At 38.7% G+C, this 22,129-nt stretch carries 16 protein-coding genes; 1 reads left to right on the top strand and 15 read right to left on the bottom strand.

All coding sequences use genetic code 11. The annotated features are described in order from the left end of the window. Positions 1 to 3 precede the first annotated feature (3 nt). From F7D20_RS07920 to F7D20_RS07855, 14 genes are all read right to left on the bottom strand, one after another. On the bottom strand, positions 4 to 2,046 hold the full coding sequence (locus F7D20_RS07920; RefSeq protein WP_158463565.1) for a hypothetical protein: 2,043 nt from the start codon (positions 2,044 to 2,046) through the stop codon (positions 4 to 6). A 3-nt stretch (positions 2,047 to 2,049) separates the two neighbouring features. Further along, the gene (locus F7D20_RS07915; RefSeq protein WP_158463564.1) at positions 2,050 to 3,321 is read right to left on the bottom strand and encodes a hypothetical protein; all 1,272 of its coding nucleotides are present in this window, start codon (positions 3,319 to 3,321) and stop codon (positions 2,050 to 2,052) included. A gap of 17 nt (positions 3,322 to 3,338) precedes the next feature. After that, positions 3,339 to 4,877, bottom strand: a complete 1,539-nt coding sequence (locus F7D20_RS07910; RefSeq protein WP_158463563.1) for a hypothetical protein — start codon at positions 4,875 to 4,877, stop codon at positions 3,339 to 3,341. Between the two features lie 5 nt (positions 4,878 to 4,882). Then, on the bottom strand, positions 4,883 to 6,502 hold the full coding sequence (locus tag F7D20_RS07905) for a hypothetical protein (RefSeq protein ID WP_158463562.1): 1,620 nt from the start codon (positions 6,500 to 6,502) through the stop codon (positions 4,883 to 4,885). Positions 6,503 to 6,520: 18 nt separating this feature from the next. Beyond that, the gene (locus F7D20_RS07900; protein WP_158463561.1) at positions 6,521 to 8,434 is read right to left on the bottom strand and encodes an InlB B-repeat-containing protein; all 1,914 of its coding nucleotides are present in this window, start codon (positions 8,432 to 8,434) and stop codon (positions 6,521 to 6,523) included. Continuing rightward, complete coding sequence (locus F7D20_RS07895) at positions 8,431 to 11,286, bottom strand: virulence factor SrfC family protein (RefSeq protein WP_158463560.1); 2,856 nt, start codon at positions 11,284 to 11,286, stop codon at positions 8,431 to 8,433. The genes F7D20_RS07900 and F7D20_RS07895 overlap by 4 nt, the downstream gene beginning before the upstream one ends. An 11-nt stretch (positions 11,287 to 11,297) precedes the next feature. Next, positions 11,298 to 14,363 carry a virulence factor SrfB gene (locus F7D20_RS07890; protein ID WP_158463559.1) on the bottom strand — a complete coding sequence of 1,022 codons (3,066 nt, stop codon included), beginning with the start codon at positions 14,361 to 14,363 and terminating at the stop codon, positions 11,298 to 11,300. A gap of 19 nt (positions 14,364 to 14,382) precedes the next feature. After that, positions 14,383 to 14,994 (bottom strand): L,D-transpeptidase, encoded by a 612-nt coding sequence (locus F7D20_RS07885; RefSeq protein WP_158463558.1) that lies wholly within the window; start codon positions 14,992 to 14,994, stop codon positions 14,383 to 14,385. Then, complete coding sequence (locus tag F7D20_RS07880) at positions 14,984 to 15,871, bottom strand: SH3 domain-containing protein (protein ID WP_194253526.1); 888 nt, start codon at positions 15,869 to 15,871, stop codon at positions 14,984 to 14,986. The genes F7D20_RS07885 and F7D20_RS07880 overlap by 11 nt, the downstream gene beginning before the upstream one ends. 525 nt (positions 15,872 to 16,396) lie before the next feature. Further along, positions 16,397 to 17,269 carry a zinc ribbon domain-containing protein gene (locus tag F7D20_RS07875; protein ID WP_158463556.1) on the bottom strand — a complete coding sequence of 291 codons (873 nt, stop codon included), beginning with the start codon at positions 17,267 to 17,269 and terminating at the stop codon, positions 16,397 to 16,399. 24 nt (positions 17,270 to 17,293) lie between these two features. After that, positions 17,294 to 17,443 (bottom strand): hypothetical protein, encoded by a 150-nt coding sequence (locus F7D20_RS07870; protein ID WP_158463555.1) that lies wholly within the window; start codon positions 17,441 to 17,443, stop codon positions 17,294 to 17,296. A 127-nt stretch (positions 17,444 to 17,570) separates the two neighbouring features. Further along, on the bottom strand, positions 17,571 to 18,137 hold the full coding sequence (locus tag F7D20_RS12930; RefSeq protein ID WP_194253525.1) for a zinc ribbon domain-containing protein: 567 nt from the start codon (positions 18,135 to 18,137) through the stop codon (positions 17,571 to 17,573). 523 nt (positions 18,138 to 18,660) lie between these two features. After that, a complete protein-coding gene (locus F7D20_RS07860) occupies positions 18,661 to 19,899 on the bottom strand; it encodes a serine/threonine-protein kinase (protein ID WP_194253524.1) in 1,239 nt (412 codons plus the stop codon). After that, positions 19,896 to 20,453: a hypothetical protein gene (locus F7D20_RS07855; protein WP_194253523.1), complete on the bottom strand. Its 558-nt coding sequence runs from the start codon at positions 20,451 to 20,453 to the stop codon at positions 19,896 to 19,898. Before F7D20_RS07855 ends, F7D20_RS07860 begins: the two co-directional genes overlap by 4 nt. A 376-nt stretch (positions 20,454 to 20,829) precedes the next feature. Between F7D20_RS07855 and F7D20_RS07850 the strand changes: the two genes are divergently transcribed. Then, the gene (locus tag F7D20_RS07850) at positions 20,830 to 21,342 is read left to right on the top strand and encodes a DUF4476 domain-containing protein (protein ID WP_158463552.1); all 513 of its coding nucleotides are present in this window, start codon (positions 20,830 to 20,832) and stop codon (positions 21,340 to 21,342) included. A gap of 18 nt (positions 21,343 to 21,360) precedes the next feature. Here the strand turns inward: F7D20_RS07850 and F7D20_RS07845 are convergent, their stop codons facing one another. Then, positions 21,361 to 22,014 carry an MgtC/SapB family protein gene (locus tag F7D20_RS07845; protein WP_158463551.1) on the bottom strand — a complete coding sequence of 218 codons (654 nt, stop codon included), beginning with the start codon at positions 22,012 to 22,014 and terminating at the stop codon, positions 21,361 to 21,363. Positions 22,015 to 22,129 lie beyond the last annotated feature (115 nt).

Raw genomic sequence — 22,129 nt, 5'->3', positions numbered from 1 at the left:
TTATTATTTTGTTTTATCTACAACTATGATATGATTATTTCCCTTAGATGGAGATTTGACTATTTTACGCACAGAAACGGCAGGACGACTTGTACGAGTCTTGCGAGGCACACGTCGTACACGTTTTGGTTTACGAGTTACAGGCTCATCAGATTCTTCATCAGACTCTTCCTCTGTAGTTTTCTCTTCACCAAGAAAAGGTATGACTGGCAATATCTTACTTTTAGATTCTGATCTCAAATATATTCCATTCTTGTCGTATTCATAAGCCATAGCTTCATCTGGGGCATAAGGAGATTCTGTACTTGTCCATATTCCTCCACTTGACTGTTTTTCATTAGAGCGAAATATGCGAGTACGCACATCTGATCTTGAAAATATCTCTCCATCACTAATTTCCTGTGCGCTCTTCACTTTAAATGCTGCAGAACCCAATGGAACCATATCTACAACAAGACCCTCATTGGGTTTGTACTGATAACGAAACGCAGCACTTGACCAACTTTTAATTGGGCGAATCGCATATATCACTCCATCACCTTTTGAATAATACGAGGATGTTACGACATTAGGGTCCTGATCATAGATGCCATAAGCCATAGAATCAATCTCCTCTAAGTCATATTTCTCAGTGAAAGACTTCGTGTGAGAAGGCAAGATACAACTCAGATTATTCAGAGAAGGCAAATGATAGTATTTCAATGGGACGTTGTCTAAATCATCAAAAGACAACACCTGTTTCATTCTTTCTTCAACTTCTACAGAGTTTGCATAAGATTTAGCAGAATCCCAGTCAAATTGACCTATATCAGAATTAGAATTGCCACTCAAGGAGCCAGAAGTATCAAGGTAATTATTAGCAAGATAGTCTGCAGGAATTGAGTCAGGAACATTATTGATATCAATTGGCATCTGAGTCATAGTGAATTTACCCTCAAGTTGGGGAATGTGAGCCGCATTCTTGATTTTAAATACCATAGTTCTTTTATCACTACTAAAATTCTTTTTTAGCGTAATATGATAAATTAATGCACCTGACCCTAATCGTTCTGATACAATATCACCATAAGGGAACTTTCCTCCCTCATACTCCAAATTGACAGAAGAAGGACAGGAACGCATATAAACATCAATGTTTGGTAATTCTGTTCCGATATGTTTGACAATTGTAGGATCAATGGTCTTATCTACCGTAATGTTTGTGCCGGAAATATTGTAATGCATAAAAGTACTGTTTGCCGCATACGTCTTGTCTATATCAATATAGGGTCTGGTCAAGAAGTTACTCGTATTACTCATTAAAGACATGCGTACAGCCTCTTTGTCAATAAGTAGAACAGATGAACCGCTTGTACAATAAGCCACACCTTCTTTCTTCACAGGCAAAGTAAAAAGAAAAATATCATTCTGTGCTGCCCACCATTTAGGATCTGCTATATCCTTAACTTTCTTAACGCCAGCAGCCGAACCTAATTGTTTGATACCTATAATGAGCGCACCACCGGATAAAGTATAACGATAAGCCGAGCGATAAGGATTATCTGTTGGTTCATTATCTGCCCGTTTCTTGAAACGCAGACCATAAATAACATTTTCTTTGCTCATATAGTCAGAATACACCGTAGTCTCTCCCGAATTCTCTATGTTCAAAGTTTCCACATTATTATACAACTTTCCTGATTTGGTAAAACGAGGCATATCCTTTGGCGAAGTAAAGAATGGAGCTATGTAAATCATCTCTTCCGGAGTGGGAAGACGGTAATTACGATTTCCTATACGCCATGACTTGTTAGGAGGGCATAACCCTATGGAAGAGTTGGAACCATCGAAATCAGCAAACTTATCATCACTGGCAATATTCTTCTTTGCAAACTTCATCAATGGGCTGAGTTTACTATCCTCTATCTTTATACGATTAGCTTCTGTTATTGCATCATTAATAACCTTGTCAACATACTCGCGATGAGACGAAAGAGTATACGTCACTTGCGCCCATCCTAAGACAGCATTGATTTGGAGCAAAACGAACAAACATATTTTTCTCATGACCTATAGTTTTAAAGGAGTTAATTTGGTATAGTTTTTTATAATCGTATTGACAAAGCCATAGTAATCATCTTCAGAAACCTTCGTTTCTTTTCCATTCAACAGCTTAGTATAAGCCCCATTGGAAAAATGATAATTCTCCTGATGAGCTTCTTCTACAAGAGTGTACTTGGCCTTAATAAGCCATACTGCACTTCCCTTCTTCTGCGATTCATCAGTATTAACTACAAATAACCCTTTTCCACGAAGATATACCCACTCAAAAACCGGTTTTTTATAAATCAGGCTTGCAGCCCCATCCTCTGCACCAAAGACTATCAGATTTTTATCATTATTTGCAATAACTTCTTTCTGTCCATCCTGATCCAAATCGAGCATGAAATACTGAGTAATATTCATATCAGGATTATCCTGTGAAAATTCTTTAAGGGCTTGTACGGCAGCTTTTTCATTTTTAACAAGCATCTCTGTTTTCTCTGCCTGCTTATCCTTTTTTATAAATAAGAAATAGATTCCAGTAAACAGAACAGCGGCTACCACCAATACTATCATCAATACTGGATTAAACTTCTTTTTCGAAACACCTTCGTAAGTGTCATTCATAGCCTCCTTCAGTTCATCGGCAATCTCTACATTCTCGTCATCTTCTTCGTCCTCTTCGACACTTTCTAAAAGAGCCTTGTTAAAACTCTCCTGTAATGAAGCTTTCTCAGATTCTGAATTTGAGACTTCTTCAGCAGAGTTCTCTGGCTTAGCCTCGTCTATATTAGAGGGTTCTACATTCGACTCATCAGGCTTATCCATATCGTTCACCATTGCAGCTGGTTCTGCATGAGGTGCCAGAACTATAGGATCCAGAGCCTCAGCCTGAACAGGTTGAACTGGAACTGGCTGAGCTTGAATTGGCTGAGTTTGAACAGGCTGAGTTTGAACAGGCTGAGCTTGAACTGGCTGAGCTTGAATTGGCTGAGTTTGAACTGGCTGAGCTTGAATTGGACGAGCTTGGACTGGACGAGCTTGGACTGGACGAGCTTGGACTGGACGAGCTTGGACTGGACGCCCCTGAACAGGACGAGCTTGAACCCGAGCCTGTTGTGGTTGATTAATGACAGGTTGCTGATTTCTCACCTGATTTACACTATCATCAACCACAACATTAATATTTGAAGCGGTCATTATCTGTTGGCAATATGGACAGGCAACACGTTCTTTAGTCGCATTTAAAACCGTTATAAAACGATTATTGCAATGATGACAAATATACTCAAATCTCATAATACGATAATTTATAGTTATTTTTCTTTATTATTTTTCGGACTATCCTCAGAACTATGTATGGATACATTTGCAGATTCATTACCCTTATTTCCATTAGTCTGAGAAGCATGCTTGTCTGCGGATTGAGAAACAGATTTACCCGAAGTGGCTGCATCTGCACCAGCTTTTTCTTTAGGTTCTTCAGTTTCTTTTCCCTGTGACTTCGCCTTGTCTTTTGGTTTCTCTGCTTGCTCTGTCTGTTGATTTCGGGAAGCCTTGCGATCTGTATTTCGCTTGCCTTCAGATTGCAATTCAGAAGATTCAGAATCAAAAATATTTTCAGACTCTGGAGAGACTTCATTCTCAATAGGAGTTGCCATTTCTGGATTTTCTTGAATATCGTTTTTATTGATCAAATCTCCCAAACAGATACCTGCAAAGAAAACTATCACAGTATATACAATCATTCCTAACAAGAATTTCTTGCTTGCAAACACTGAGCTATTTGACTTAGATGTATGCGAAGCACTCCTAATAGGAAGTTCCTGCAGTACAATTGTATGAGTAAGCGGCTGAGTGAGATTCAAGTATCCCTGATAGTCAGCACACCCTGGTTTCATCACCTCCACTCGTGCATTCCTTGCCTCTTGTTCACGAATACTTATTGAGCGATCTCCTGGCACAAGATTACCATTCACAAAAAGCTGGTACTGCGCAGCAAGATGTCCTTTGAACATTACGTGAAACATTTTAGCACTGATTTCCTTTTCCCAAGGTATTTCACTTTGAAGCAACAATGGCTGACGATTTTTACTAATATTTACCGATAAAACCACTTCTTTATAGCCTGCCCTATATAGAAGTAAATTTACCTTTGAACCTAATATGGTTTTTAAAGGCTTATCACGAAAAGGAACTTGATTGACGAAAAGTTCCATGCCTGCTACTGGCAAAGTTTGAGGAGGGAACAGATAAGCAGGCTGTTCAAAGCCATTTCTCGACAAATCGCACATCTGTTGTAAAACAGATGGTGGTACTTCATTACGGGCTGGAATATCCAGAAAGAACACTGCTTTATATTTCTTATAATAAGACTGATCTAATCCTTGCGCCAAGAGGTTTCCTAAATAGACAAAATCAGTATTCTGACCATACATTCTATAGGCAAGAGCTTCGGTCTGACGAACTGGCATACAGTCAATATACAGCAAATCAGGATAAGAACTGTCCAAAAGCGGTCTAAGATTATCATATTGCTCTACTCCACTTACAATTTTTTCCTGTACAAGTGAAACCAATTTCAATAAATCCTCTGAAGCAACAGTTATGGAATTTGGAATATAAATCCAAGCTGCCATGTAATCGCCAGTTCTTCCCACATTCAATGGTTTGACTATTGAAAAATAAATTCCAGTCGCATGATAATTCAAGACATAGAAAAGTCTGCTGAGATGCAAGTGAGAAATATAGTTTCGCATATCGTATGTCTTTCCATACCATGCTCCCTTATTTGTCACGAACACATCAGTCAAGCCACCATGGGCTTTTTGTATTAATAATTCTATTTTGCTCATTCCTCTTAACTTTTAAACATGTTTATCAATTTTTGTAACCAACTCTTTTCCTCATAATAAGAATAACGTATAAACAAATCCACAACTTTAGTCGCAGAGGTTGCGTCAAACAGACAGTAATCTTTGAAGCATACTTCTCCTATAGAAAAAGGAACAATGTTGACACGCCCGTTATTGATGTTATGCTCTTTGCAGATACGGAGAAGATTATTATAAAAGCCCAAATAATTCTTTGTCATATATTTCAACAAATGATCATCAAGCGATCCTTTATAAGAAGCTTTATCCACCTTGGATATAAGGACATAGATAGCATCTGTATTACTATCAAAGAGTCCCATATTGTTAAGGTGAGCAGCTGCCGAATTGAGGTACTCTGCCTGCGGAAGACCATTGAAGAGACGTTTTTCTGCACCATATTCAACAACAAAGAAATGAATTTTATTATTATTCGATCTATTGCTGAGCAGAATATTATGCAAAGTTTCCAACGCTTGTTGCTGATCGTCACGTAGTTGTTCTCCTGCATCTTGCATGAACATACAAGTAAACAATTCTCCCGCCATATCAATACATGCTACTTGATGGATCTGGTGTTCTTGGTCTTCAAGTTCAAAACGCATTTCATAGGTAGAAGTCACAGGAGTTCCACCAGGAAGGCGACAGACACGTCCAGGAAAGAAAATAGAAGAAAGTCTGTTCATATAGCCAAATCCCTGACAGTTATTATCAGGAATCATGCTACGAGCAACCAATCCATTCTTTGCAGCACTGAGTATAGCACCCAACGCACATGTTTTTCCTGAAGAAGGAATCCCCCAGAAATACACCTCTGTACAGGGTTCTTTGATTGTCTGCAAAGGGCGTGCAGGCTCAAAGTTTTGAATACCTGTATTGGCCAACATCTTGTTGATAAACTCATCGGAAACGCCACACTTACTCAAGTCATTCCGATTGAGAATACCTTTTGAAATGATATCATTGCAAACCGAAGAAGATAATAGATTATGGTCTTGCTCTATCACCTCAAGGAGGGTACTAACTGAAATCATTTCGTTTTCAAGTAACTCCTGAATGATTTTGCAGACCTCTTCCACACTATTTGCTTTATTAATCATAGTCTTGAGAACAACAGGAGATTTTTCACGATTACGCTCCTTGTTTTTCTCTTCAGTAATGAGTCTGTTAATTTCAAAAAGATGAGAAGTTTTAGGATATTTTTCCTTGAAAGATTCTAAAAGTTGTACATCACAGGAATCCTTGATTTCCTGCCACTCCTCTTCCTCAATATCATCTACCTGCATTACAGGCTCTGCAGCCAGTGTTGCCTCCAGTTCGTGCTTACGCTGACGGACTGCATCCAAATGCGCAGCAGTTCCCATTGGATACTTATTAAGAAAATCCTGCAAGTCTGCTATAGAGTTTGACTCCATTACTGTCTGAAAGTCTCCGTCTTCATTCCCTGCAAGTAACTTCTCCACATCAAGTTGCATCTTAGCCGTAAACTCTCCTTCGGTATTGTTTCGGAGTTCTTCAAACGTCACAATACCCTGCTGGATATAACTTGCTAAATCTTCTGGAGAATATTCCGTTACATTATTTAATATAGCTGATTTTTTGGGCATAATTATTTTTTTTATAGATTATTCTGTCCTATCTAAATATTTAGAGTGTCGGATAGAAAAATTCTGATTATTGTTCGAAATTTTTATTTGTGCTATTGGAATATCAGTACCTTTTCTGATAGGCTGATTGATGGTATAGTGCCAGGTTTTACCATTAAAAGCCACCTCAGCTTTGGCCCCATGGTTTCTACCGCCATCATAATTCCTGATAAAAAGTGTGTATGTACCATCAGACATCTTTTCCGGATCTGTCCAAATGATATTTTCGACACCAGTACCTTGCGGACGAATGTCATCAACATCTAATACACCAGACATTGATGTCGGATTATTCATGTGTGACTGATAATATATTTCTTCCATATCTGGCTGAATAGCATGTGCATCCAAGTCTACCACGTCACCACCTTGCTGATTCCAAATGATTGAGAAACGCAAGAAAGCATTGATATTTCCACCATGTTCCAGTACCTCATCACTAATTTCGGAGTGCTCAAGTATTGTATCTTGAGGGAAGATATAATCAACATCCTGTCCTTCTCCAGAACGCAGATAGTGTATCTTACCAGTAGATTCTCCAACATGATATTGATTTCCATCAGTAACTACTACATCATGATAATAACGATTCCACCTATATTCGTTACAACCAGGGAATAGCCAACTGAACAGTCCTAACAGGAGCAGCAATGCCAGCAAAAGAAGCAACCATTTCAGGCATCCGAAACTCGTGAGCCACATCCAAAGCCGTGTCAACCATGGAATACTCCTGTATTGTGCCTGAAAAGAACAATTATTGGCCACACTATAATCCAATGGAGTAATGTTCCAACCTGCAAAAGTATAACCACTGAAAGGAATTACTTGCGGAATCTGCACTTGTGTTATACGGGAGCCATACGGAACCGTAAATGTAGAAATACCTTTCAACTCTCCATATTTTCCCGGCAGGAAGGTCACTGTATAATTATTCCGTGAAGCCTTGGCTTTAAAGACCAAATCAGAATGAACAGAACCTAAATATGCAGGATCCCAATATGGGTTACTAAAACCTTCCAGAGGAATCATTTTAGGAAAATCATTCTCTGTGAGTTCATATCCATCTTCAACCTGCAACTGTTCCATTCCGTCAAGTTGGCAACTACCATCCGTTACAAAACGTATGGTATGCATAACAGAAAGGTCCTGAACATTACTAACAACCGGCTCTTCGGCTACAGAGGAAGTTTGGGGATCTTTTTGATATTGCGCATGAAATACTATATCAGACGTAACTATAGTACCCTGTACCTGTGGTTTCCAATCGATAAAATGAAAACCAGGTTTGCATATAAGACGAGGCACATCAGCTGTTACCAACTCCGCTTTCTCTTTTCTTCTTATAATACGGTCATTAGGATTAGCCAGCTCCGCACCTTCACCCGGATCAAAAATAATAGTATAACCCTTTGTTTGCGAGAAGTTGAAGACAATACTACCTTTGGCATCATAGACACTATCGCGAAGGTTCATTCCCCAAGCCACCAGCACAACTTTATTATCATAGCAGAATAAGAAATTCTCATTGACAAACTTAAGTGCAGAATCCAGTATGCCAAGAGACTCACCATGGAGTTTGCGCTTCACATCATTATAAACGTTTAACGTATCGCGGTATATTCTATCGTATTTTTCCTTTTCTTCCCCATAAAGGTCGTTGATGCGCCGTGGAGTATCTGTCCAATTAGGAGCAAACCAAACGATAGCATCATCCTCTGCAGAATATTCTGGAACAGCCAGAAAATCCTGCATATCTTTAGGAATATATCGTCCTACTATGCTCTGAACGCTACCAGGACGCATATACATCGGATCATTACCAATGCCCTGTATTTCACAGAAATCTTTTAAAGGTGTGGAACACAGAGCTTTTTTATCTATAAATATCGTCATATCTGATTATTTAATACCATTCGACATTCTTCTATTATATTTCTCATCTGCTCATTAGCCTGCTCATCTATCTCAGTAACATCACTTGTAAACATGAGACCAATAACAAGCAGATTCTCCCAGCGTTTGAAATTATCCCACAATGGCAAACGACGAAGCATGTTACGACAATGTTCATCGAAAACTTGGAAGCGAAGTGTCTCTACAGACTGTTCAAAAGCCTCCATCGTATCACGTAAGTTAGGTTGTTCTACCTGACTGTCTTCTTGAATATCAACCTGAACATGCATATCTTTAGCAATAGTCTTAACATGTAAAATATCCTCATCTGTCATAAACTTACGCCCCACTGAAGTTACAAAATCATTAAGCATCAGACTAATAGAATCTGCAATGATGTTTGACAGCACATCTCTATCTTCAATAGTATTTGCATAGTCCTGAATTTTGTTTGCAATAATCTGTCTGATATTAAACTTCTTGAAAAGCACATTATACATAAATGCTATTCTGTCCGAATGAATCAACTGCTTATTCAGTTTATGTGCAGCAGACTCTATATAATCAGCCCAGTACTCAGAAATATTTTTGGCCAGAATATCCGCATCAGTAGTCATCGTGTTGTTCTGTCCGCAAATCACATCTTCAAGATTGATATTTTGCATTTTTAATCCATCACGAAGCATCTGCTCATTGGTATGATAATAGTCGCAAAGTTTCTTAAGATTAACTTCCTTACCATCATTCGGATTAATACCTGCATTAAGTCTCAGGACATTAATCAGCGTAAAATCCTGTGGTAATTCCTTTTTATGAAGCACAATATCTGTTGCCAGATAGCGAAGATCGTGCGAAGAAACCATAAAATTATTAATCAGCATTCCGAAAGAAGATGGCGAAAGCATATCGAGTCCAAACTTCATTTCGCCAGCAGTACGTCTAATCTCCTCACGCTTATCATTCTCTTCTCCTGAGATATAGAAGTGCTGAAGTGCAGTAAGCATTTCATCACGCATACTCTTTACCTCATCATGGTATTTCTGTTTGCGCGCATCATCGATAACAGCAGCAATCTTCTCCAGAGAAGAAATGATAGCCTGCGAACCATCATGATTGATGGTTGCCGCATCCTCCCAAGCCTGATCAGGATGAGCGAAATGCTTCTTCACAAATGGGAAAGACACAAATGAGTTACGGAGAGCCTCCAAGAATTCTGGAAATTCAGGATGTTCTACAACATGGTTCTCTCCACTAACACCTGCCTGATAGCCAGCAAATATCTGCTGATTTGACGACCAGAAGTAATCACGAAGCATATAGATATTCTGAAATGCCTCTGAAGCAAAACCGGCACTTTGTGGAACCCAATGCTCAAACCATGAATAGACACTTGGCTTAATTACCTCATCACATAAATGATTTTCAAAACGAGTCTTCCAACGTTCCTCTAAAGGCACAGTCTGTATGAACAGAGGAGTCTCCTTTGTACGTTGTAAGTCGCAATTGAAAAACGTAGATATGATAAAGAAAGGAGAAGTAAAATTAGTGCTGCTAATATATTTTGCTCGCTGTTCTGGAGTTGCACCAATATTGTTGCTAATCCAACTGTTGAGAACCTCACCCAATTCACTCTCAGGTTTGTCCATATTCTTACAGAAAAGTATTGCATTGATTCGCCATGAATCAGAATACTTATCGAACAAATAAGACACCTTTCCTCTGCGAAGCATCATCGGTAACTCTGTTTGAATACTATTTTCCAGCAACTTCATTCGATGACGGGCTCCAGGAAAGTCGAGAAGGTCAAAGTCACGAAGGAAAGCACGTTTATCAGCTGCTGATGGAGGTAAGACCAACGTAAGTTCTGATATAAGAGCCGTAAACGATGTTTTTGGAAATCCATGAACCAACAAGTTGTTCTGGCTATCATAGATATCACAGAGTAACTCATAGTTTGGATTATTATCTGCCGCATTATCATTAAACAGATTATCGAGCCATGAAATGTCGAGAATGGTACCTTTCTGTCTAAGAATGGCATCAAAAGGAACATAGACTACAGAATTGAAATGCAGTTTACGATATTCTGCAACCAACCTTTCAAAAAGTGAAGTGATATAATCGTTTTCATTCCACAACAGACAAAATACTTTACCCCATTGTTCTGGGGCAATATGCAGAATCTTTTGAGATACAAGCACACAGAACTTGGAACTATACACATGAGAAGCACTACCACCCAAAGAAGCATTAAGATACTGCTGAATGGTAAATATATCATCTTCATCTATATAACTTTGTTGGACATTTTTATCAATGATTTGCGGAAGAAATGTCTCTAATTTACAGTTAATATCATCAGCCAGCAACAAAGTGTCAGCATTGATTTTCACATCTTTATAATAAGTATCAGCAAGCAGTTTTACAATATCTGCAATACTGAGCAGTCTTACCTTCACCTTGTCTTCAGCTGCAGGAGCCATATCTGGACAAATTGTAAAGCGTGTAATGATTCCTGTAGATTCCTTCTTAGATGTATTGCCACCACTTGGGTTAATATCATCTATAAAACTATATATTTTACCATTTCTTCCTCCTTTAATTGCCAGTTCCTCACCTTGATCTGAAAGAAGGCTACTTATAAGGTATGACTTTCCATTCTGACTCTCTCCATAAGCTGCAGCAGAACAATTTTCCTCAAGTGCAAAACGAATTTTCTTCAAGTTTCTACGATATTCTCTGAACGCAGACAAAGGAAAGGCACGTTCTTCATGCTCAGAGGCCCATTTTATAGAGTCCCCGATGACATGAAGCAAATGATCTATATCTTGTATTGTAATCTCTTTTTGCATAATGATAATGTTTAAAAGTCAAAAATACCAGAATCCAGCCAATAACATTCAGATGTTCCAAGACTTTGGATATTAATACGAATGTTTTGTAAATTAATCTCATTACCGGAATTATCCAATATCTGTTCTATCTTAATATCTTCCTTATTATCACTTTCACGTGAAAGGACAATTCGGTAAGGAAGAAGGCGCTTCAACCGATTGATTTCCTCATTTGTCAAATTGGCAAGTGCCTCCTCTGTCATATTGGGATTAATATTTTCCATCTGATGCCTGATACGTTGACATATTCTTGCAAAATCATAGTCAACTACATAAAGCGGACGACTCATATAGCTGTCAAAATTTTCCTGTCTGATCTTGAGCGAAACTGGCAATTGCTTGACGGTAATCTCGCCACGATTCGTGGTAGGAGTAAGACAGTAATGCGTATTGAGCAACATGGATTCTGGTGTCTCAACATAGTTGATGGTTGATTTCAAATTACTCAAGGCCTGCTTGTCAAGCCTAAAATTGGAGAACTGTATGAGGTCTGATGAATAAAAACCGATCATGGCTCCAACAGCAACTACAGTCTTTGGATTTCTGATATAACCCGTGTTATTTCCAAACGGATACCAGTCGCCTATGTAATAACTGGAGAGTTGAACAAGGCGATTGGGTGCCACTGCATAATACTTTATAAAAAGATCACGTAAAGGAGGTAATGTTGCTGGGCGGCCAGAGAGAACAATAATATCGCAATGATACGTATACATAATCGCCGAGATTTTCTTTACTAATGAATCGAAAGATTTTGCGACAATACGATATACGTTCTCACTGGAATAATGCCATTCCAACTCATTAAATTCAAAACCGAAGAAATCATAGAAACCACTCATGACAAGATGGTTAGGTATACTATCTTTGAAAACGTCATCAAAATGTACTACACAATCGTGATTTTGATTCTTCAACAATTCCAAATAATAACATGCCAAAGGTATCAGAACTTGGATATTAAAGTTCTTACGTAAGATACGCAGAGATATAGACTGTCCATTATAGTTATGTCCAAAGAAATCTTTTATTTTCTGCATTCCATCAGCCGTTTGTTCCAAGCGCGCAACAAGCGCAGAATCCTTATCCGTTAGAAAAATCTCGCGGATAAGTTCCTGAAGCATATCGTCGCCTGCATAATAGTAGCTGTCATAGTAAAGAGGTTTCGGACAGACGGTAGATTCATTTTGATCGCCCTTACTATATTCATTAATCATCAAGTCTGACGTACCTGCACCGATATCGAGAGAACCTAATGTAAATGTGTGCGAACCTCGCTCATCCTTTTTACCATAAAGTTCGAAAAAATCTGCTAATCGCCCTTTGAATTTATGAGCGATCTCTCCATACAGATAAACCATTTGTGAACAGGTGGCTTCATCATAATACCAAACTCCACTTCCGTCATTTGGATAAGACGGAACAATCTCTATATCAAACTTCTTGCTCGGCAAGAGGTCTGTCATGGATTTTTTCTCGAAGTTTGTAAGTAGAGTAACAGCATCTTTAGCGCAACGAACCAGAGATTTTCTCTCACATTCAGACATAGTTGTCGGACAAGTGACTACTACTCGTTTGATACGTCGTGGTGTATTTACATCACCATGAAACTTACGATAGTCTTCACTATTGATTTGCATACGTGCCTGAGAGAAAATTTCCAAGAAAGCAAAAGTCATAAGTGAACAGCGAGAGTAAGTATGCTTACTCCCTCCATATCCTTCTTTATCCACAGTTCCATTACTGTTCAGTTGATTGGTAATACCTTTAAGATCAAGTATATGACTCTGCTCCTCGCCGTCAAGCACCAAGAACAGCCATTCTTCTTTTACACTATCCTTATCCCATAGATATCGTTTAGGACTCGAATAAGTATATAGACTTTGAGAAGATTGTTCTTCTGAAGCAGTATGGATGAGATTCTCAGCTTCCTTTCCCAATCGAACAAGGCTGGGATAAACAAACTGATGACTGTCACGTGGTCCAAAGTTTCCAAAATCAGCTTTTCTGAACACCAAGCGCATATCAAAAGGCTCTGTATTCCTGCGAACTTGTGGACCATCAGCAGTTTCTTTAATACTGTCTGTCAGATCTGTCAAACTTAAAAGTGGAACCTTTGTGAAATCACCATTTTGGGGATCTTCTACAAGCAATGCTGTTGTACGGGAATTGCCTATATCAATAAACATATCCACATCCTTGACTACCACACTTTCGTCCTTATACAATTTCAATGACGGCATCAGATCCATTTGCGAAAGATAGTTTATTAGGAGAAAATAAGTGGCAATATAAGACATCTTATGTTTCTCGCCCTTAATCTTAGAAACAGAACGGGCTTCAGGATGAACCAATCTACGCAGATATTCATTAATATAACAGCATTCTTCTGTCCCCTCAGAGCAATAGTCCATCAGCAGCATCTCGTCTGAGCATAACTGAAATGTAAGCTCGTTCTGAAAGCTGTCTGGAAAAACAGGAGTCTCCAGCAAGGAAGACGCTTGATAGTTTGTACGTGTATCGAGTGCAAGCAAAACATTATAGTATCGCTTGCCATCTTTTTCTTTTTTGGGAACAAACTTAACACGTGTCCAATTGAATGCTCCGAAATCAAACTGAAGTGCAGGAACACGGCGACGGAAATAAGGTAATGGTATCCACTTATTCTCATAGAAAGATAATTTGTTCTGACTATCATCGAATGACATAGAGAATATTTCATCCAACAAATAATCGTCTCCTTCGTTATTAACTGCTAACGGATGAACCAAACCATCTTCACGAACTTCATCTGGATTCACTTTTTGCCGAGTCTCAAAGGCTGTAAGATAGCCCTTATCAATGAGTTCCTTCTTATTGTAAAAGTAAGTGTCACCATCGTCTGAATGCACACACTCAACAAGGTCAAGTTTGTGTATACCTTCTTCTTTATCATACCATTCATGAAACCATCTCTTAAAATTCTGCTTGAGATCAATTTCAAGAGGAAAGGTAAATAACTGAATACCAGAATTAGCTATGATTGAATATTCCATATCGCTTATCGTATTTGGGTTATTGATTTTTCACGCTATCGCGTTTATTGCCAATATATTGTTGTTCCTGTTCATAATCTTCAAACGAAGTCGTGACAAGCACCATCATTCCTGGCCTTACGACATTGACCAATTCCACAAGGTCATTATTATTCAGACGAATACAGCCCTCTGTGGCACGTGTACCAATAGAAAGAGGATCATGCGTTCCATGAATACCTATACCTTTGTTTCCAGGAGTGTCCAGACGGATAAAATAGGGACCATAGGCTCCCTGTATTTCTCCTCGACCATCTCCAAAATCATGTGTACGTTCAGAGGCATCTTCTATCGACTGAACAAAAAACATACCTTCTGGCGTCTTCATATCTCCGACTTTATGCTTCTGACCAAAATTTTTACCGCAGGCAATTCCATAGTCCATTAGTCTTGTTCCTTTGTAATCATATACTCGCAATCGCATATCTTGCTTTGAAACAACAATGATACGTGCTTCAGGAATATCATCTAACTGTTTCTGAAAATAGCCATATAATCCCACCAAGCCACCAACTGGTACTATGAATGTGATCGTATATAGAAGAAACAAGCCATAGTTCCTTGCTTTTTTCGATTTAGTTTTATCTTGCATAATAATAGTCAACTTCTACATCCGAGCCATCATAACAATACACATTTTCTATGTATTTTGCACTTGTATTCTCCTCATAAACCAATGTAGGTTTCTCTGTCTCATCAAAACAGAACAGCAGAAAGCGGTGAGCTCCTGTTTTAATATTTGTAATGATGACAGCAAAGTCTGTAAATTTAGAATCACTATTAATTGCACGACCAAACCAGACACTGTTAGGTGTAACTCCTTTGGAGCGAGTAAATACTTGCCACTGATTGTCAGAATTAGGCACAACTTGTGGCGTAACAGATCCTAACTCACTCTGAGAAATGCTTCCTATATAATTATGTTCTTTAAAATAATTCAATAGGGCTCTACGACATTTAACTGTCTGAATAATTTCACGCGATGAGGCATCACCAAAAATACTATTCAGTCGGTAGAAATCAGACTTCTCTACAATATAGTTTGATGCGATGAATCCGCGTTTGCCAGTCGCATCTTTTACTTCACTCCAATCCGCCTCGTGAGAATATGTGATCAGCTCGCTACCAAATGGTATTGACCCTATTTTGTTGTATTCGGCACCTGCCGATTTAGAAGAACGGAGATTGGTCATATTTGAAATCGTATAATACCGAGGCGCTTCACGATCTATTTTTGCAGGCAAATAAACCTTATTATAGTAAAAATACCCACCTATGACTGCGCAAAACAACAATACAAGAACAGGAACAAGCCAAATAAGAGGCGAACGACGTTGTTGCTCTTCTTCATATACAGGTGGAACTATATTCTGATGAGAAACTGGCGTTGGTTGACTTTGAAAATTTGATTTAACAGGCTGTAATACAGGACTATCCTGACTTGTCACACTAATATGTTGATCAGCCACACCATACTGAAATCTGACTTGATTTCCACAAACAGGACATGTATACTCTACCCAATTGTTTCTTATATATTTACGCTCATCGAATTGAAGCGTAGTGTTGCAATGTTGACATTTCGTTCTCATATGTATAGGTAATCACAAAATTGTACTTTTACTCTATAGAGGTCCTAAAGTTCTAAAAGTATAGACAAAAATATAGGCGTGGACCAACAACTTCGTCTACGCCTCCTGAGGTATCACCTAACACAATAAGCCACATAATACAAGTAAAAGCCCACGCCGTATTGCAGGCGTGAGCGTCAAACCTTTACTCTTTGTGGCTTCTTTTCAATTTGGCGATTTTCAGGAAGCAAGAACAAAAAGCTAACGCTTCATTTTCTATATGTCTTTATTTGTTTATGTCATATCAAACTCTTTAATTGATTCATACGGCAAATATATAAAAAAATAATCATATAACAAAAAAAACTATAACTATTTTTATCGAATTATCAACGAACTAATCATTATATGACCATTTTTAAATTAATAATCTACTTTATAACCTTTATTGTTAAACTTCACTATTTTCCGTTCAAATTGCAAACCAGCATGGGTATTTTCGTTATAAACAGAATCATCAACATCTACCATTTCTTGATTGTCATCAATTTCTACATAACCTTTCTTGTAGCTTTTTCTTACAGGCACATAGCCGTCTTCCAAAGCCCAGTCTGGCAAATTTACAGGTTTTATGGGCACTATCCATTTCCCATTTTTATATGACCAGATATAGTAATCATTCCAACTGGACGAATATCCAGAAGAATAAAATGCGATTTCATCGCCTCCATCCCCATCCAAGTCTCCTGCATTTTTAGGTTTACTATTAGGTACATAAATACCATGCGTCTGAACCTTAATAGAAGGAAATTTCTTTTTTGAGAAATAAACATATTCGATATGAGGACCTTCATCACTTTTAGGATTAATTGCATATAAGGTTTCTTCTTTCCCATCTCCATCAAAATCACCAGAAACAGAGCACAATAACTGAAAGCCAGGATGACGTTTCAGTATATCATTCGCAGAAAGTTCTTCTGTCACTTCTACCGAATCTTGCATTTCCATAGTTGAGATGGTATCCGAAAGAGAATCCAACATATTTTGGTTACCAGCCTGTCTACCATGACTCTTAAATAAATAAAAGCCAAGGGCAACCAACAAGACTACGACACCCCCGGCTACGACATAATACTTTCTAACATTTCTTTCATTATTTTCCAACAAGTCTTCATTATTGTTCATCTGTTCACCAGCTGGTGTTTTTATCTGCTGCTTGTTCAACAAGCAACCACATTTTCCACAAAAGAGACTATCGTCACTTATTATGGCTCCACAATTAGGACACTTTTTCATAAAATCTTACTTTAATATATTTTTCTAAAAAATTTCAGTTGAGATAATCAAAAATGCTACAACTTCATGCCCATTTGCATTTATATATCCACATTTTCCATTTTTGACAGCAGCCACCCAAGCTCTTTCTTCTTTAAAATCATCTACCAAATGACCATTAACACATAGTTTCATAGCTTGTAGTTTTCAGTGTTTGTACTAATTTTCCTTTCTACTTCTCTACTTTTGCTTTGCCCACCAATTAGAGAAAACAAAAGTAGAGATAATCATACATGATAAAATTCAATTCTGGTCTGTACATTTATTCTCGCTTTGTACCACAATTCGTACAAAAAGCTTCATTTTCTTTCAATTGCTTTCCGCATATCCTACAAAAAGTTTGAACAGGAAATCTAAAGCCACATGAGCTACAAAAAGCACTTCCCGCGTCGATTACGGCGTGACAATTTGGACATTCCTTCATTGAAACATTTGAAGAAGGCGTGGACGAAGATACATAATCATTATCTCCAACTTCTTGAGAATGAAGATAAAGTGCTATAGCTGCCATCACTGCACAAATCAAAGCCCAAGAAGACCATACAACTAAATCACTAAAAGTGCCTAAATTGAAAAATCCTATCAGAGCTGTCAATCCATATAAAACAATAAGAGAGATATCGTCGCTCTTACCGTTTTTCTTCCAAAGCGAAGTTGCTACAATACCCGAAATCAACAAGCCAAAAGCAACCAACAAGCCCGCAACATCACTTGTGTCTTTAGCGTTTTCTTCTATTGCATTTACAAAACCCACCGCACATGATTGAAAGGTGATAATCAAAAATGAAATCATTGACAAAATGCCAGATACTAATCTCCAGATTTTCATAATTTACGAATTTAATAGTTTAACATAAAATTATTCACAGAGCCTACTATAGTAAGCGATTGTCAGGTCATAAGGTCAAAAAGGTATAGACAGAAAAAAGGCGTGAACCATTCACTTCGTCTACGCCTCCTGAGGTATCGCCAAACACCATAAGCCACATAATACGAGTAAAAGCCCACGCCGTATTGCAGACGTGAGCGTATAACTTTTACTCTTGTGGCTTCTTCTAAATTTGGCGATTTTCAGAAAGCAAGAACAAAAAGCTAACGCTTCATTTTCCTATATGTCTTTATTTGTTTATGTCATATTCTACAATTTAATTGTTTAACATACCGCAAATATATAGAAAACTATCCACACTACCAAACTTTTCTGAAACTTTTTTTAAATTTTATTCCAAAATAAGTCCTATAGCTTATACGACGTGGGCTATATAGTTTTTTTATCGAGGGCAAAGGTACAAAATTAAAATGGAAACAGAAGAAAGGTTTCCGACCATTTCTTCCATTTCCATTTTTTCGCTTTAAGGATTCGCCTTTTTACCATTATCCTGCATCTTACCAAACACATATCCTACTACACTCTGAAAATTATTCTCTGCATAAGCAAAGAGCAATGATTCCTCCACTTCGGGATACTTTGCATGAAAATCTGATGTAATCTTCATGACCTGATGATGAAATTCTGAACTTTTTGTCTTCCATGCCAATCCTACTGTTGGTGATGGAAAGATGGAATCGCAAAAAGAACTTATTGTCTGTCTATAAACTTTATCCAATGCGGCATCCATCTCCTTTTGCCAATTGTGACTTTTTGCATTCTGCCGGACAGTCGAAACTGCCGGACGAGAATTCTGTACAACAATGGGATTTGCAGTTGGATTCTTTGATTTCTGCGGATTCTGGATGAGATGTTTAATTGTATCAGCCTCCTCCTGAACTGACGTATTTTTTATTGCCGAATTCGGCACTGAAGAGAACTTGAACACGAAAGAAAGCAATAGAAAGGAAAATACCACAACGGTTATAGATGCAACCCACATCATATTTTTTCTTACTATCTTCTTTGTTGCCAAAGCTGCCTTTAAATCTGCAATGCTCGGATAACGGTCTTGAGGATTTTTATTCAAACACCTTTTTATCACCTTATTATATACAGGAGGATGTGGCAACAATTCCAATAATTTGCCTACAGCATAAATATCTGTTCTAACATCCACCTTCCTACCGGCAAGCTGTTCTGGTGCAGCATACTGCGTAGTATATCCAGTAGAATCAACAAAAGTATCGGAATAACAGCAGCCCAAATCTACCACTTTTACATCACAACCAATGCGAGTCAACATGATGTTCTCTGGTTTCAAATCGAGATGAAGGACCTGATTGTCATGAAGATATTGCAAAGCACTTAATAATTGACCAACAAACTTATCGAAATGTTCTGCATCTTCAAAGTATGTAGGATGATTTTTCAAGAAAGCCAACAAGTCCTCTCCATCTACATACTCCATTAAGATTTCATCATCATGAAAAGAGACATACCTTACAATATTGGGATGCTCTAATCGAAAACCTATTTCAAATTCTTTCCGTAAGGCCTCCCGAAAAAGAATATTGTCCTCATGCTCTTTTTTTAGCTTTTTCAAAAAATGAAGTTTACCATATATCTTCACACGGTAAGCCTCACATATAAAGCCTGAAACGGGCAAGGGTTCCGCCAAACAAGACTGCTGGTTATCAGAAAAACAAGAATAATCCATCATTTCTCTATCAGCTTTAACGTATCTATCCCTGAAACAACGGCAGCAGAATAGGGACCCAGACATTCATCTCCCCGATAAACATTCCTTGCATAAAAAGGATGATGCAGGATAAAATTCTGGATTTGCAAACGATCACCAAGTTCCAATTTGTTTCCCTCTCGCTCTACCACAACAAAATAATCATCTCCCACATACTCAAAAACTACATGCCGGTCTGGCAAATAAGTTATATCTACCCGATCACCTACAGTCAGATTAGCCGCACGTATTTCGTCCTCAGGAGTATCAAAATCCGAACTATATTTTTCCTCTTGATTTACAACATCTTCCCAATGAACATACCCAAGATATTTTGCCAATACTTCAAGGGTGCTGGCATGAGGAGTACGTTCATCATTTGCAAATCCTAAAAGGCGCTTTAGAGTTGTAGCACCAATATGGATTCCTAAATTACTCTCTATATCAAGCGAGAGAAATTCACAGTCAGACGGCAAATACAAATCATTCCCCGACTTTTTCCGTAACATCTTTATTATATATTCAGGTAATCGCATAGTTTTCGTTTTTTAGTATTATCTTGAACCATAGTTCACTATGCTACAAGACAAAAAATCATCAGTTTTCCAAGACCTTAGAGACACCTATTTATTTGCCGATTGACTCAACACATAGTTATGTCGCCCTAAGTGGCGGTAAAGGTAAGTATTTTTTTGCTTCTATGCAAGAAGACAAGTAAAAAAAACGAAACATCGAAGTACACTTTTGGTACTTTGTAGGGATTTTCCTTTTACAATTAGGGAATTATCCCCATGTTTAAACAATGGAAAGGAGTAACTTTGCACTGACTCTATAAAAGATAAGAGCTCTACTTTCAAAAAAGGGAAGTTAGAGAAGTGCAATAAACACCAACCTTCAAAAACAGTAAAGACAATGAAGAGAAATGAAGTAATGGCAATTATCGCCACCAGCCTGATGCTCTTTGCCTTATGCCTCTCGGCTTCGGCTAAAGACAGAAACAAGAAAGTGATCAACTACAGTACAAGAATTGACGATGACAACAACCGCAAACCAACGGTTACGGTTTGTCCGGAACGTCCCACCCCACCAACTCTCGGTCCGGCATTCTGTCCCGAAGAGGGAACACGCTATGGCTACAGTCTCAGCAACCAAAGCTTCTCCATACTATATAATAAAGTGAAGAAGGCATCGTTCGATGACAACAAGTTCGACCTGATAGAGGTCGCCAGCTTAGGATGCTACTACTCCTGCTCACAGGCTGTCAGACTGATGAAGATTTTCACCTTTGACGACGAACGGCTGAAAGCGCTCTCCATGATGGCGCCCCACATCGTTGATCCTCAGAATGCGACCGACATCTATAAACTGTTCAGCTTTGACAGCGATAAGGAAAAGGCTGGAGAAATCATGAGAAAGTGTAAATAATTGTTCTTCCTCACGCCCCTACTCCATCGTGGAAATCGTGACATCAGAGAAATCATTCATGTAGTCGAGCATACAAAGGGTATGGAAACCGCGTTTCGCCTTCAGTTCCATGCTCACCTCCAAAAACTCGCCCTTGGACGTGCGACGGTCTTTCAACTCATAAGAATGGACCTCTACATTGTCTTGTTTCAGACTCTTGATGAGCTGCTTCACACTATCTATCGAGGGAGCCGTAAAGGACAACTCGATCGTGTTGGAGCCCAACTGTGGTATCAGATAGTTGAGCACCTCAAGTCCCAGGAGCACCATCGCGGTCGTGATGACGGCGGCGACAAACATGCCCGTTCCGCAAGCCAGACCTATGGCTGCTGTCACCCATAAGCCGGCAGCGGTGGTGAGTCCTCTCACCACATTCTTCTGGAAGATGATGGTTCCTGCACCTAAGAAGCCGATGCCAGACACCACCTGGGCTGCTACACGGGAAGAGTCTTTCAGGTCGACACCAAAACCATATTGCGACACCACACAGAAGAGGGCACTTCCCAAGGCTACCAGGAAATGGGTACGAAAGCCTGCCTCCTTGGCACGATACTCACGCTCTATACCTATCGCTCCGCCCAAGACCATAGCCAACGTCAGCCTCACCACCAGTTCCATATAAGTTGCATCCATAATTGTATTTTTTTGTTTGTAATTTGCGGCCAAATATAAGCAAAAATTACGGGAAAACAACTTCCATCTGCCACTTTTTTGTCCGACAAGCACATTTTTTCTCTTTATTTGCCAT

Source organism: Segatella copri (assembly GCF_009495355.1).
Taxonomy (GTDB): domain Bacteria; phylum Bacteroidota; class Bacteroidia; order Bacteroidales; family Bacteroidaceae; genus Prevotella.
The sequence above is the reverse complement of the archived record's forward strand: the minus strand, read 5'-3'. Positions and strand labels throughout refer to the sequence as shown.

What these genes read in the sequence shown, in the direction of transcription:
- F7D20_RS07910 (WP_158463563.1), bottom strand. Translation starts at nt 4,877, where the DNA reads ATGAGCAAAATAGAATTATTAATACAAAAAGCCCATGGTGGCTTGACT.
- F7D20_RS07870 (WP_158463555.1), bottom strand. Translation starts at nt 17,443, where the DNA reads ATGAAACTATGTGTTAATGGTCATTTGGTAGATGATTTTAAAGAAGAA.
- F7D20_RS12930 (WP_194253525.1), bottom strand. Translation starts at nt 18,137, where the DNA reads ATGAAAATCTGGAGATTAGTATCTGGCATTTTGTCAATGATTTCATTT.
- F7D20_RS07895 (WP_158463560.1), bottom strand. Translation starts at nt 11,286, where the DNA reads ATGCAAAAAGAGATTACAATACAAGATATAGATCATTTGCTTCATGTC.
- F7D20_RS07905 (WP_158463562.1), bottom strand. Translation starts at nt 6,502, where the DNA reads ATGCCCAAAAAATCAGCTATATTAAATAATGTAACGGAATATTCTCCA.
- F7D20_RS07860 (WP_194253524.1), bottom strand. Translation starts at nt 19,899, where the DNA reads ATGATGGATTATTCTTGTTTTTCTGATAACCAGCAGTCTTGTTTGGCG.
- F7D20_RS07920 (WP_158463565.1), bottom strand. Translation starts at nt 2,046, where the DNA reads ATGAGAAAAATATGTTTGTTCGTTTTGCTCCAAATCAATGCTGTCTTA.
- F7D20_RS07900 (WP_158463561.1), bottom strand. Translation starts at nt 8,434, where the DNA reads ATGACGATATTTATAGATAAAAAAGCTCTGTGTTCCACACCTTTAAAA.
- F7D20_RS07915 (WP_158463564.1), bottom strand. Translation starts at nt 3,321, where the DNA reads ATGAGATTTGAGTATATTTGTCATCATTGCAATAATCGTTTTATAACG.
- F7D20_RS07845 (WP_158463551.1), bottom strand. Translation starts at nt 22,014, where the DNA reads ATGGATGCAACTTATATGGAACTGGTGGTGAGGCTGACGTTGGCTATG.
- F7D20_RS07875 (WP_158463556.1), bottom strand. Translation starts at nt 17,269, where the DNA reads ATGAAAAAGTGTCCTAATTGTGGAGCCATAATAAGTGACGATAGTCTC.
- F7D20_RS07850 (WP_158463552.1), top strand. Translation starts at nt 20,830, where the DNA reads ATGAAGAGAAATGAAGTAATGGCAATTATCGCCACCAGCCTGATGCTC.
- F7D20_RS07855 (WP_194253523.1), bottom strand. Translation starts at nt 20,453, where the DNA reads ATGCGATTACCTGAATATATAATAAAGATGTTACGGAAAAAGTCGGGG.
- F7D20_RS07885 (WP_158463558.1), bottom strand. Translation starts at nt 14,994, where the DNA reads ATGCAAGATAAAACTAAATCGAAAAAAGCAAGGAACTATGGCTTGTTT.
- F7D20_RS07890 (WP_158463559.1), bottom strand. Translation starts at nt 14,363, where the DNA reads ATGGAATATTCAATCATAGCTAATTCTGGTATTCAGTTATTTACCTTT.